Origin of the sequence: Marilutibacter chinensis (assembly GCF_021725675.1) — a bacterium.
Classification (GTDB): Bacteria; Pseudomonadota; Gammaproteobacteria; order Xanthomonadales; family Xanthomonadaceae; genus Marilutibacter; species Marilutibacter chinensis.
This window is the reverse complement of record NZ_JAKJPO010000001.1, coordinates 826,213-839,345: the sequence shown is the minus strand read 5'-3', so window position 1 is coordinate 839,345 and position 13,133 is coordinate 826,213. Positions and strand designations below refer to the sequence as shown.

Here is a 13,133-nt window from a genome sequence, read left to right as displayed (position 1 = left end):
GAGCGGCGCAAGCCGTGATGGGCGAGGTCGCGAGCGTCCAATCGCGGCTTGCGCCGCTCCTACAGGCAATGCCGCCGCAAACAGACAGGCGGGCGTCGCGCCTACGGGCGGCGCGAGAGGCACGAATCGGGTGCGGGTCGCGGCCTGCGCCGCAGCTGCGGAATATGCGCGGTTCGGGGATCACCACTGAGCGCCGACGATGCGCGGCTCGGGCTCGAGTGCGACGCCGAAGCGTCCGGACACCGAGCCGGCGATGCGGCGGGCGAGGTCGAGCAGCTGTTCGCCGCTGGCATTGCCGTGGTTGACCAGCACCAGGGCATGGCTGGCGGCGATGCCGGCATCGCCGTCGCGATGGCCCTTCCAGCCGCAGGCGTCGATCAGCCAGGCTGCCGAGAGCTTGCAGAAGCCGCCCTGCGGAGTGTCGCCGTGTCCGGCGGCATCGGCCGGAAACGGCGCGACCGGATAGACCGGCAGGCGCGGATGCTCGCGCCGCAGCGCTTCGGCCTGTCCGGCGGCGACGATCGGGTTCTTGAAGAAGCTGCCGGCGTTGCCGGCCACGGCCGGGTCGGGCAGCTTGCGACGGCGGATCGCGATCACGGCTTCGGCGACGTCGCGCGCGGTCGGCACGTCGGTGCCCATCGCGGCCAGCTCGTCGCCGATGCCGGCATAGTCGAGCTTCGGCGCGTGGCCGGCATCGGCCCGCGGCAGCTCGAACTCGACGGCGGTGACGATGTAGCGGTCGCGCTCGCGCTTGAACAGGCTGTCGCGGTAGGCGAACGCGCAGGCGTCGGCATCGAAACGGTGGATCCGGCCACTGGCCGGCTCGTAGGCCTCGACCGCATGGACGAACTCGCGCACCTCGACGCCGTAGGCGCCGATGTTCTGGATCGGTGCGGCGCCGACGGTGCCGGGAATCAGCGCCAGGTTCTCCAGCCCGCCGAGCCCGCGCGCCAGCGTCTCCATCACGAAACCGTGCCAGTTGGCGCCGGCTTCGGCGCGAACGCGCACCCGCCCGTCGCCGGCATCGTCGTAGCGGAGCTGGTGTCCGGTCAGTGCGACCATCGGCACCGTTGGATCGCCGACGAACAGAAGGTTGCTGCCGCCGCCGAGCAGCAGCGGCGGCTGCGCGGCGAACTCGGGGCGGTGCAACAGCTCCGGCAGCGCCGCGGCATCGGCGACTTCAGCCAGCAGCGGCGCGCGCGCGGCGATGCCGAAGGTGTTGCGCATGCGCAGAGGCGCGTCGCGGAGCAGGGTGAACGGCGATGTCATGAGACGCGTGATGTCCGGCCCGTGCATGTGCGGTGAGGCCGTCGGCACCGGCCGGTGGTGCGCGCGCCGCTCGTCCTCGTCCCCGTGCGTACGGAGGTCGCCATGGCCGTCGGTTCCGGGGGTGTCGGCAACTCAGCGCCCCGGCTTCAGCGGTCCGCTGCTCGGGGCTTCCTTGCGACGGCGCATCGCCTCGACGCATTCGCGGATCAGCCCGGGACCGCGGTAGACCATGCCGCTGTAGAACTGGACCAGGGTCGCTCCGGCCGCGGTCTTGGTGACCGCGTCGGCGCCGCTGAGGATACCGCCGACACCGACCAGCGGGATCGACTCGGGCAGGCGCGTGCGCATCATCCGCAGCACCGTGGTCGCCTGACCCATCAGCGGGCGCCCCGACAGGCCGCCGCTTTCGCGGGCGAGCGGATGGTCTTCGACCGCGGTGCGCGAGACCGTGGTATTGGTCGCGATCACGCCGTCGACCTCGAGTTCGGTCAGCACGCGCGCGCAGGCGTCGATGTCGGCGTCGCTCAGGTCGGGGGCGATCTTCACCAGCATTGGCACCCGCTTGCCATGCTTGGCGCCCAGCCGCTCCTGCTCCTCGCGCAGGATGCTGATCAGCCGGCGCAGCTGCTGTTCTTCCTGCAGCTCGCGCAGGCCGGCGGTATTCGGCGAGGAGATGTTGACGGTCACGTAGTCGGCCAGCGGATAGACCCGCGACAGGCAGTACATGTAATCGCCGTCTGCGATCTCGTTGGGCGTGGTCTTGTTCTTGCCGATGTTGATGCCGAGGATGCCCTTGTCGCGCAGCTTCGCGCGCTCGACGTTGCGTACCAGCGCATCGACGCCCTGGTTGTTGAAGCCGAGCCGGTTGATCACCGCCTCGTGCTCGGGGAGGCGGAACATCCGCGGTTTCGGATTGCCCTCCTGCGCCTTCGGGGTGACGGTGCCGATCTCGACGAAACCGAAGCCGAGCGCGAGCAGCGCGTCGATGTACTCGCCGTTCTTGTCCATGCCGGCGGCCAGGCCGACCGGGTTCGGGAAGTCCAGGCCGAACGCCCGGGTCCGCAGCGGCGCGGGCGGCGCGGCGAGCAGCGGGCCCAGGCCCATCCGGTGGGCCTTGTCGAGCGCACGCAGGGCGACGCCGTGGGCGTGCTCGGCGTCGAGGCTGAACAGAAAGGGGCGGGCGAGCGCGTACATCGGCTCTCAGTTCTCCATTGAAGTGCGCCCGGTGGCGAGCGCATGGGCCCAGTCCGGGCGGCCATTCCTTGCGGCCCGTTCGGCCGCGGCCAGGTGATCGTATTCGACCTCGACGATGCGCGCATGCCAGCCGCGGGCGTCGCGCTCGAGCAGGGCGTAGCGTGCCTGCGGGGAGCCGGTCTGGATCGCATGCGGTGGACCGTCGATGCCGTCGGCACCGCCGCGGATGTGGATCGCCTGCAGGCCGACGCTGCCCGGATTCACCACCAGGCGTCCGTCCGGCAGGGGCACGATCCGCGGGCGATGGGTGTGGCCGCAGAGGATGACCCGGGCCGGGTTGCCGCCGCTGCGGGCGGCCACTTCCTCCGGACTGGCCGCGCGGGCCTCGCCCGGTGCCGGCGATTCGACGAAGTAGGCCATGTCGTCGTCCGGCGTGCCGTGGCAGAGGAAGACCTCGGCGCCGGGGCCATCGGTCGCCAGCCGGCGGGTCGGTGGCAGCCCGGCGAGCCAGGCCCGGTGTTCGTCGCGCAGGGCGTCGAAGGCATGGGCGTCGGACGTGCCCATCGCCTCGCGCGGGGTCTCCAGCAGCTCGCGCTCGTGGTTGCCGCGGATCGTCGGCCAGTCCTGCGACAGCAGCAGGTCCGCGGTTTCCGCCGGCCACAAAGGCCCCGACAGGATGTCGCCGAGGTTGACCACGACGTCGCAGTCCCGCCCGCGGATGTCGGCGATGACGGCCGACAGCGCGGGCAGGTTGCCGTGGATGTCCGAGACGGCGGCCAGGCGCATGGGGGAGGGGCCGCCTGCCGTCAGAGGTCGAACTTGATGCCTTGGGCCAGCGGCAGCGCGTCCGAGTAGTTGATGGTGTTGGTCTGGCGGCGCATGTAGGCCTTCCACGCATCGGAGCCCGACTCGCGGCCGCCGCCGGTCTCCTTCTCGCCGCCGAACGCACCACCGATCTCCGCGCCGGAGGTGCCGATGTTGACGTTGGCGATGCCGCAGTCGCTGCCCGCCGCCGACAGGAACGCCTCGGCGGCCTTCAGGTTCTGGGTGAAGATCGCCGACGACAGGCCCTGCGGGACCGCGTTCTGCAGCGCGATCGCATCCTCGAGCCTGCTGAACTTCATCACGTAGAGGATCGGCGCGAAGGTTTCGTGCTGGACGATGTCGGCATCGTTGGACAGACCGGTGACGATCGTCGGCAGCACGAAGTTGCCGGCACGGTCGATCCTCGCGCCGCCGGTCTCGATCCTGCCGCCGGCGGCCTTGGCCGCCTCGATCGCCTCGAGGTAGGCGTCGACCGCGTCGGAGCTGTTCAGCGGCCCCATCAGGTTGGCCGGGTCGGTCGGATCGCCGATCTTGCCCTCGACCTGCTTGTAGGCGGCGACCAGCTTGGCCAGCACGTCGTCGTAGATCGACTCGTGGATGAAGGCGCGGCGGGTGGTGGTGCAGCGCTGGCCGGCGGTGCCGACGGCGCCGAACACGATCGCCGGGATCGCCAGCTTCAGGTCGGCGCTGGCATCGACGATCATCGCGTTGTTGCCGCCCAGTTCGAGCAGCGAGCGGCCCATGCGGCGGGCGACGCGTTCGCCGACGACGCGGCCGACCTTGGTCGAGCCGGTGAAGCTGACCAGGGCGATGCGCTTGTCGTCGACGAAATGCTGGGCCAGTTCGGTGCCGGCGTCGTTGAACAGGAAGAAGATGTCCGGGAAGCCGCCCTTGCGCAGCGCCTCGTTGCAGATCTTCATCGAGGCGATCGCCGACAACGGGGTCTTCGGCGACGGCTTCCAGATGCTGATGTCGCCGCAGACCGCGGCGATGAAGCTGTTCCAGGCCCAGACCGCGACCGGGAAGTTGAACGCCGAGATGATTCCGACCAGGCCCAGCGGGTGCCACTGCTCGTACATGCGGTGGCCGGGGCGCTCGGAGTGCATGGTCAGGCCGTACAGCTGGCGCGACAGGCCGACGGCGAACTCGCCGATGTCGATCATTTCCTGGACCTCGCCGTCGCCCTCGGGCTTGGACTTGCCCATCTCCAGCGCGACCAGCGAACCCAGCGCGTCCTTGTGCAGGCGCAGGGCCTCGGCGCACAGGCGGATCGCCTCGCCGCGGCGCGGCGCCGGGGTCGTGCGCCAGACCCTGAACGCGGCCTCGGCGCGCTCGACGATGGTGTCGTAGTCGGCCTTGGACGAGGCCTGCACCTTCGCCAGCACCTGTCCGTCGGTCGGGTTGACCGGCTCCAGCACGCCGGCGTCGCGGGTCTTCGACCACTCGCTGTTGCCGAGGTAGGTGCCGGATTCGGTGCCGGTCAGGCCAAGGGCGGAAAGGACGGGGTGCGTCATCGGGAACTCCATGTTGGGGGCGTGGCCGGGAACCACGAAAGGCAAAGCCCGCACGCAAGGCGCAGGCTTTTGCATTGAAAAGTCCGCACATGGATGTGCGGGGTTGTCGCGAATGGACGCGCGAAAAACAATGGCGACCCCGGCACGATTCGAACGTGCGACCTTCCCCTTAGGAGGGGGATGCTCTATCCAGCTGAGCTACGGGGCCGTAAAGACGATATTTTCGCACGAACCGCCGCCGGTACGGAAACCCGGGACCGACGGCGGCGGCGATCGGTCGCCGCCGTCCCGTTCCGGACCGGTCACCGGGCCAGGACCTCGAGGATCTCCAGGGCCATCCTGCGGCGGCTCGGCGACAGCCTGCGGAACTGGGTCAGCGCCAGGCTCTCGTGTTCGTCGCGGGCGTAGTCGTCGATGATCACCGCCGGGATCGGTTCGTTGCCTTCGCAACGGGTCGGGCCGCGGCCGGTCGCGAGCCATTCGAAGTTGACCCCGGTCTCCAACGCCAGCCTGATCAGGTGATCGACGCTCGGTGTGGTGCCGGCAGGGTGCTCCCACTGTGTCACCGCGCTGCGCTTGACCCCGATCTTGCGGGCGAGTTCGGCCTGCGACAGGGTCGCCTGGACCCGGGCCTTCCTGACTCTGAGCGATAGCGCGCCCACCCTGCCTCCTTAATTCCGCGATCCCTGCCGATGGAGTCCGATCCGTCCGCCGCCGCTGTCCGGTAAGGGATTCTTGCCTGAAGTTGTCCCGTTCCGCTGTCAATCGCGGACGGAGGTAAACGCGGCTTGCGCCCATGATGAACGGTCAGCGCGACTTGCAGCGGCCAGCAACCGCCCGGACTTCCGGCACGCATGCGGATATGAGAAACATGTCACGAAGGCAGGGGACGACGTCGGTGCCGCCGCGGATGCCACCGCCGCGGCATCGGCCCCACGGGGCGGGAATGTCCGGACGGCGCGCCCGTCCGCCACGGCAGGAGCCATCACGCGATGCTCAGAATCCGGCTGTTCGGCTCGTTGTCCGTCGCCAGCGGCGACGGTGGCGAGGGTGTGGCCATCGCCGGGCGTTGCGCGAACCTGCTGGCCTACCTGGCGCTGGGGCACGGGCGCTATTTCAGCCGCTCCGAGCTGCTGGCGAACCTGTGGCCGGAGCGCACCGCCTCGTCGACGCCGGGATCGTTCAACACCGCGCTGTGGCGGTTGCGGCGGATGGTCGAACGGCCGCCGCTGAAGCAGGGCGACCTGATCGTCAGCGATCGCCGCGGGGCGATCGGGCTCAACGGCCCGGCCGGGGTGTGGCTGGACGTCGAGGAGTTCGAGCGGCTGATCTCGCCGGGCCTGGCCGGGGCGCCGGAACGGCTGAGCGATGCCGACATCGACGGCCTGCGCCGCGGCGTGGCGATGTACAAGTCCGACATTCTGCTCGACGTGACCGACGACTGGGCCCTGCGCGAGCGCGAGAAGCACCGTCGCAGCTATCTCAACGCGCTCGGCCGGTTGATGCAGCTGGCGACGATCCGCCGCGACTACGAGGAGGCGATCGCTCGCGCGCAGGCGATCCTCGACAGCGATGCGCTGCGCGAGGACGTGCATCGCGACCTGATGCAGCTGTACGTGATGAGCGGACAACGCGCGCAGGCGCTGCAGCAGTTCGAATGCTGCCGCGACCTGCTGCGGCGGGAGCTGGCGATCCAGCCGATGCGCGAGACGATGGAGGTCTACCGGCGGATCGCCGACAGTGCGGTCGGCATGCCCGCACGCGAGCGCGCGTGGACGATGCCGGAGTCGGGACCGTACTCCCCGGCAACGGGGCAGTCGCGCGATGGGGATCCTGCCGATCCGTGCATCCTGATCGAACTGGCGAGACGGCAGCTCTCCGAAGCCGATGCGCAGCTGCAGCTGAGCCTGACGTTCCTGCGGCGGTAGCCGCCCGTCCTCCCGTTGCCGATCCTCCGCGGAAGCGGCCGGCGCCGCGTGCGTCCGGCCCATGCCTGTCCCTGCCGTGCCGCCCGGGCAATGCGCCGATGTCGGCTCGCGCGCCCGTCACACCTCCATCACGCGTCGCGTCGCCAGCGTGATCCGCGTGTGATGCGGCGGTGATCCGCTCGTGAGGTGGGCGGCGCAGGCTCGGCCCAGGCCTCACTGCATGGGCGGGTTGTCATGGCACTGCTCGAGGATCGCACCGCAGCATTCATCGTCCGCGTCTGGAGCGAGCGCAGCGACCGCGAAACCGTGGCCGCCGAGTGGCGCGGCTCGGTCGAGCACGTGCAGTCCGGGCAACGGGTGTTCTTCCGCCACCTCGAAACGGTGGTCGAGTTCATGAAGCCCCATCTGGAAGGCATCGGCATCGATGCCCAGCAGCGTTTCTGGGAACGCGTATCCACGGTCATCAACGGCGCCGACGACCAGCCGGTCTCGCTGACGCTGGAGCCGCGCGCGCCGGGCCCGGCCCTGGACGTCGAGGTTCTCCCCATTCCTGCACGCAAGCGCCGCTAGGAGTTCAGCCATGGCAGTCATCCGAGCCAACCGCGAGTCGATCGACGATCGCTTCAGCGTGCTGGGCTTTACCGTCCGCACCGACCTTCCCCTGTTCGAGATCGGCCTGGCCACCGATCCGGAACTGCTCAGGCCCGAGAACAGCGGACTTCGTACGACCCACAATTTCTTCTCCAGCCGCCTGCTGAGTTCGGGCGGCGGTGGCGGCCGCTATGCCGCCGGTGGCCGCGAATCCGTCTACCTGGTACCGCCCGGCGTGGTCGCGCGCTTCGTCGGCCAGTCGCGGTTGTATTTCGGCCTGGCGACCTACCAGGACAAGGACCGCAGCCGGCCGATCTCGGTCAAGGTGCCGGATGCCGGGCACATGTACGTCAGCCTGTCCGGGCTGACCGAACGCGGGCTGCGCCGCACCGCACGCAACGGCCTGGGCGACAGCAATGGCCATGCGCTGACCTGGGGCGGCGACGTGCTGGCCCCCGCGCAGGCCGGCAGCGGGAATGGCCGCGGTGCCGCCGCGACCAATGGCGGCAGTGGCGTACGCGCTACGGCGCCGGACGATACGGTGCCTTACAGCGACGGCTATCCCGACGACCTGTGGCAGCAGGAGGGCGGTTCCCCGACCGCGGACGCCATCGGTACTATCAACGGTAACGGCAACGGCCATGCCAACGGCAATGGCGGCAGCGCCTCCAACGGGAACGGTGCCAGCGGCAACGGGCGGGGCAGCGCGGCGGCGATCGCCACTCCCGCGCCCGCCGTGGCGCAGTCGCTGCGTGGCTACAGCCTCTCCCACCGGATGCGCCGGCCGGTCGCGCGGCCGTCGGCGGGGCAGGCGCCGGTACGTTCGCTGAAGGTCGTGTCGTCCTACTACCAGCCAACCGGCTGGTGGGATGCATTGACCACCCAGGCCGGCTTCTTCCTCGAAAGCGCGATGTGGTGGCTCGGCGTGTCCGACACCACGGCGCCGCCGCACTCGGCGATCTGCCAGGTGCGCAACAGCGCCGACGGGGAACGCGGCACCGCGTTCTTCATCGGTCCGCGCTTGCTGCTCACGGCCGCGCACGTGGTGCGTGGGCAAAGCGAACTGATCATCGTGCCGGCCAAGAATGCGTCCAATGAACCCGCTGGCCGGTTCCGTGTGCGTTCGTCGGATTGGCAGATGCATCCGTCGTACGTGGTCGGCAATCGCGACTTCGACATGGCGCTGATCCATGTGCCGGCGGCGAACGCGGCTTCGTCGGGCAACTATTTCGACCTGGTCGAGGAGCTGACCCAATCGCGGCCTGAAGGCGTGGTGGTGTGCGGCTATGCCGCGTATTCCGATCCGGCCGATACGGTCGATCAGTTCGTCAACGAGACCATCGACCCGAACAGGCAGCACATGATGGGCGGCCACATCCGCAGCCTGCCCACCGACGAGACCTTCGACTACGACCTGCAGACCCTCGGCGGCACCAGCGGTTCTCCGGTGTACTGGATCGAGGAGGGAGCGAACCCGCAGGCGCACATGGTCGGCGTGCACGTGGCCGCGCACAGCGAGACCACCAACCTGGGTTGCCGGATCACCCCGGCCAAGCTCGACTGGATCCGCTCGGCCGCGGCCGGCTGGGGGCTGACGCTGTCGTTCGCGCTCGGCCGCGGCGCCCGTGGCCGCACCCGCGCGCTCGGCGCCGGCGGCGAGGACGAGGACAGCCGCCACGGCATCGAAGGGCCGATCCCCGACGACGTCGCCACCGCGCAGGCGCTGGCGCGTCGCGCGCATGCGCTGAACGCACCGGCGCCCGAGTATCCGCAGGCCGACCGCTTCGTCGCGGCCCACGGCGGCAATTTCCGTGCGACCTCCGGCGGACGCACGATCGAGCGCATCGTCATCCACATCACCGACGGTGGCGCCAACATCAACGGCACCATCGGCTGGTTCCAGAATCCCGACGCCAAGGTCAGCGCCCACTACGTGATCGGCCAGGACGGCGAGGTGGTGCAGATGGTGCGCCACGACGACGTCGCCTGGCACGCGCGTTCGGCCAACGGCACCAGCATCGGCATCGAGCACGTCGCCAACACCCGCGGGTTGAATCCGACCCCGGCGCAGATGTGCGCATCGGCGGCGCTGGTGTCCTGGCTGTGCGACCAGTACGGCATACCGGACGACCGCACCCATATCCTCGGCCATTCCGAGGCCGATACGAGCACCACCCACACCGGCTGCCCGAATGCGGTCTGGGACTGGGACTACTACATGGGCATGGTCACTTCGCGGACCTGCTACGAGCCCGACGCCGCGCCGGCGCCGACCTCGCAGGGACTGCGGGCGCGCGGCGGCCGTCGCGCCTACTCGCGCGCGCAGGAGATCATCGCGCCGTTCTACGACCCCAGCAATCCGTCGACGGCGCTGCAGTGCACGCTGGACGCGTTCAGCCAGGCCCGCGAGGAATGGTTCGCGGGGGTCTCGGACACGCGCCAGTTCCCGCACTCGGCGATCTGCCAGCTGATCATGACCAAGGCCGATGGCAGCCAGTACCAGGGCACCGGCTTCTACATCGGCCGCAACCGGATCCTGACCTGCGCCCACAACCTGCATGGCAAGGCGACGGTACAGATCATCCCGGGCCGCAACGGTACCGGCGGCATGCCGTTCGGCGATGCGACCGTCGACGCATCGTCGTGGCGGATCGCGCCGGGCTACACCGGTCCGGGGGACTGGGACAACGACCTGGCGGTGATCGACGACGTGCCGATCGAGGCGCCGCACGGCCAGTTCTTCCGCTTCCTCAACGCCAGCCCGTCGACGCAGCTCCCGGTGGTGGTCTGCGGCTATTCGGCCGGCTCGCGCAAGGTGCCGGAGCTGGATCTGATCATCGACGGCGACATGCAGCATCTGCATGGCGGCTACGTCAGCGAGGCGCCGACACCGGACACGATCGACTATCCGATCCTGTCGCTGATGGGCGCCAGCGGTTCGCCGGTGTACACGGTCAGCGGCTCCGGAGGCGACCTGCAGGCGCTGATCTGCGCGGTGCACGTCAGCGGCGAACCGGTCGACCGCGGGCTGAACCGCGGCTGCTTCATCACGCCAAGGAAGATCGACTGGATCGAGGGCCGGGCCACCAGCTTCGCCCTGGACAGCGGCATCCGCATGCGCGGTCGCGCGCCGGTCCGCGCGCAGGCGCCACGCGCGCGCGCGCAGGGCGCATTCGACCTGCTGCCGGTCGACCTGAAGCTGCGCGTGTTCATTCCATCGCCGGCGATCCTGATGGAGCGTCCGGTGGTCTCCGATCGCGCGTTCGGCGGCGACGGCCGCGGCTTCCAGCACGATGGCGGCGGCAGCCGTGCGGAGGTCGCCGCGCGCCTGCATTTCGGCGACGGCGAAACGCGGGCCCGCCTCGACGTGATCGACCGTCACTGGGGCGAGTCCACCGAGTACGCGGCCGGCGACACCGAGGCCGTCGCCGGCAAGCCCAGCTGGTACCGCAACCTGAAGCAGGGCGCGCATCCGAGCGCCCGGGAGACCCTGGCGACGACCGACGACAACCTGAGCGTCCAGCTCGGCGGCAGTTCGCACAACGGCATCATCAGCATGGCCGAGGGTTCGATCGTGGTCAGCTTCCACGTCGAGGGTGCGCTGCCGCTGGTCGCGTTGTCACCGGACATCGACGCCAACCTCGCCGTGCACGTGCGGGTCAACGGCGACCGGGTCGAGGCCCGTGTGGTCGGCGGCCATGACGAGTTCCCGGCCTACGAGCTCTACGCCAACGGCCAGCGGATCTACGCCTACAATCCGCTCGATCATGGCGGTACGCCGCTGGGCCTGCTCGGAGACGGCAACTGGGACGTCGAGGTCGACTCCAGCTACGTCGACTGCGGCCCGGCCAGCGAGTACCGCATCGTCGGCCCGGTCCGGATCGGTTCGGCCGCGCAGGCGCTTTCGCAGTCACTCGAGATCCCGCTGGATCCCGGCATCGGCGGACAGTCGATCGGCCCCGATGCGCTCGCACCGGGCGACATCATCGTATCCACCGCGCGCCACGCCGTCTCGTACGCGATCCGTGCCGGCACGCTGTCGGCGATCAGCCACGCGATGATCTACGCCGGCGACGGCAACGTGATCGAGGCGGTCGGCGAGGGCGTCCGCGAGGTGCCGCTGGCGACCGCGATCGACGGCGCGATCCTGGCGGTGGCCTACCGCGACCCGCGGGTGGACGAGGGCCACGCGCAGGCGATCGTCGACTTCGCCCGGGCCCAGGTCGGCCAGCCGTACAACTACGCCGGCGTCGCCCGCATCGGTCACCGGATCCTGTTCCCGTTCTCGAGCCGTGTGCTGGACGCGATCCGCGATCTGGCCGGGGTCGACGACGATACCGCACGTTCGTTCTACTGCTCGGAGCTGGTGTACGCGGCGTTCGAGGCGGCCGGCATCGCCCTGTCGACCGAGTCCGGCGATCCCGGCACGCCCGACGATCTGGTGCGGCTGCGCAACGGCACCCTGGCCTACGTCGGCCACCTGAAGGCGCGCGACGAGCTGCTCGGAATCGCCCTGGCGCTGTCGACGCAGGCGCTGCGCGCTCCGGAAACACCGCGGATGCGGGTACGCGCGTTGCAGGACGACGGTCCATCGGACTACCCGGTCGCGCTGATTCCGCAGCCGGACAAGAACGCCTGCTGGGCCGCGTCGATGGCGATGCTGCTGTCGTACCGCCGCAACCAGTCGATCTCGCCGGAGACGCTGGCTCAGGAAGTCGGCACCTCGCTGGCGACTTCGTATGGCTGGGACCTGCTCGACGACGTGCGCGACCGCTACGGCTTCACCGTGATTCCGCAGCCGTCCAACGCCAGCCTCTACCATTCGCCGCGCGAATGGGCGCGCTGGCTGAGCCTGCACGGCCCGCTGTGGGTGGTGATCGTCGGCGCACCGCATGCGGTGGTGGTCGCCGGCATCCGCGGCGATCTGGACGATCCGGCCGCGACCGAGGTCAAGGTGCTCAATCCCTGGGACACCCGGGTCGCGTTCGACGGCGATCCGGTCGCGTTCAATCCGCGCAATGGCGGCTACGAGGACTGGCTGCCGTTCGCCGACTTCGCCGCCGATTACGGCAACATGGCCGAGCCGGACTACGGCAACTGGCGGGTGCTGTACCTGCCCGCGACCACGGCGACCTCGCATTCGCTCGGTGCGCGGGGGGCGGGACGTACTCCGGTATCGAACCAGCGCGGCAGCGGCCGCCTGCGCCTGGCGCGTCCACCGTCGCCGGTGCGGGCGCTGGAAGGCGGCAACGGAACGGGCAACGGCAACGGCGCGGCGACCAGCGAGCGCATCGAACCGGTCGAGCCCAGTCGCGTCGCCGGCACCCGCATGCACCTGCTGCGCGGCCAGGACGACAACAATACCTGGGCGCTGGAGCAGCTGGAGGGACTGAAGGCGCCGACCACGGCCGCCACGAGCGGAAGCGGCGAGCCGACCGAGGTCCACATGGAACTGGGCGGGTGGCCGGCGCTGGAAGGCCAGCCGGCGCCGTTGCCGCTGACGGTCAGTTTCCGTGCCGCACAGGGTTCGGTCGGCGATGTCCGCATCGCCGTGGCCACGGCGAACGGTCACCCATCGGGGCGGGTTCGCGATGGGACCGCCCCGGCGCAGTCGCTGGCGCTCGACCACGGCGTCGACGTGGTCGCGCGGATAGAGAACGCCGACGACGTCGATGGCGTCGCCGCGCTCAAGGTCGGCATCGACTACCGCTTCGTCGGACTGGCCGAAGGCAGTCCGCTGGCGAGGATCGCGCTGCGCCTGCTGGGCGACGGCCGCTACGAGCGCCAGAACGGTTGGGTGACCACGGCCTGA

Annotated in this window: 8 protein-coding genes and 1 tRNA gene; 3 read left to right on the top strand and 6 right to left on the bottom strand. The window is 70.0% G+C overall.

Annotation, left to right across the window (positions count from 1 at the left end):
- Positions 1 to 180: 180 nt before the first annotated feature.
- The 6 genes from murB to L3V18_RS03635 all read right to left on the bottom strand — a co-directional run bounded on the left by murB (position 181) and on the right by L3V18_RS03635 (position 5,464).
- The gene (gene murB / locus L3V18_RS03660; protein WP_237053232.1) at positions 181 to 1,269 is read right to left on the bottom strand and encodes a UDP-N-acetylmuramate dehydrogenase; all 1,089 of its coding nucleotides are present in this window, start codon (positions 1,267 to 1,269) and stop codon (positions 181 to 183) included.
- A 132-nt stretch (positions 1,270 to 1,401) separates the two neighbouring features.
- Complete coding sequence (locus tag L3V18_RS03655) at positions 1,402 to 2,463, bottom strand: quinone-dependent dihydroorotate dehydrogenase (protein ID WP_237053230.1); 1,062 nt, start codon at positions 2,461 to 2,463, stop codon at positions 1,402 to 1,404.
- A gap of 6 nt (positions 2,464 to 2,469) precedes the next feature.
- Positions 2,470 to 3,249, bottom strand: a complete 780-nt coding sequence (locus L3V18_RS03650; RefSeq protein ID WP_237053228.1) for a metallophosphoesterase family protein — start codon at positions 3,247 to 3,249, stop codon at positions 2,470 to 2,472.
- A 20-nt stretch (positions 3,250 to 3,269) separates the two neighbouring features.
- Positions 3,270 to 4,802 (bottom strand): L-piperidine-6-carboxylate dehydrogenase, encoded by a 1,533-nt coding sequence (amaB, locus tag L3V18_RS03645; RefSeq protein ID WP_237053226.1) that lies wholly within the window; start codon positions 4,800 to 4,802, stop codon positions 3,270 to 3,272.
- A 131-nt stretch (positions 4,803 to 4,933) separates the two neighbouring features.
- A tRNA-Arg gene (locus tag L3V18_RS03640) sits at positions 4,934 to 5,010 on the bottom strand.
- A gap of 94 nt (positions 5,011 to 5,104) precedes the next feature.
- Positions 5,105 to 5,464: a helix-turn-helix domain-containing protein gene (locus tag L3V18_RS03635; RefSeq protein ID WP_237053225.1), complete on the bottom strand. Its 360-nt coding sequence runs from the start codon at positions 5,462 to 5,464 to the stop codon at positions 5,105 to 5,107.
- A 330-nt stretch (positions 5,465 to 5,794) separates the two neighbouring features.
- On the opposite strand from L3V18_RS03635, the gene L3V18_RS03630 reads away from it, so the two are divergent.
- The 3 genes from L3V18_RS03630 (at position 5,795) to L3V18_RS03620 (ending at position 13,133) form a co-directional block, all read left to right on the top strand.
- The gene (locus L3V18_RS03630; RefSeq protein ID WP_237053224.1) at positions 5,795 to 6,730 is read left to right on the top strand and encodes an AfsR/SARP family transcriptional regulator; all 936 of its coding nucleotides are present in this window, start codon (positions 5,795 to 5,797) and stop codon (positions 6,728 to 6,730) included.
- A 234-nt stretch (positions 6,731 to 6,964) separates the two neighbouring features.
- Positions 6,965 to 7,300, top strand: coding sequence for a hypothetical protein (locus L3V18_RS03625; protein WP_237053223.1), 336 nt, complete (start codon positions 6,965 to 6,967; stop codon positions 7,298 to 7,300).
- Between the two features lie 10 nt (positions 7,301 to 7,310).
- Positions 7,311 to 13,133, top strand: a complete 5,823-nt coding sequence (locus tag L3V18_RS03620) for an N-acetylmuramoyl-L-alanine amidase (RefSeq protein ID WP_237053222.1) — start codon at positions 7,311 to 7,313, stop codon at positions 13,131 to 13,133.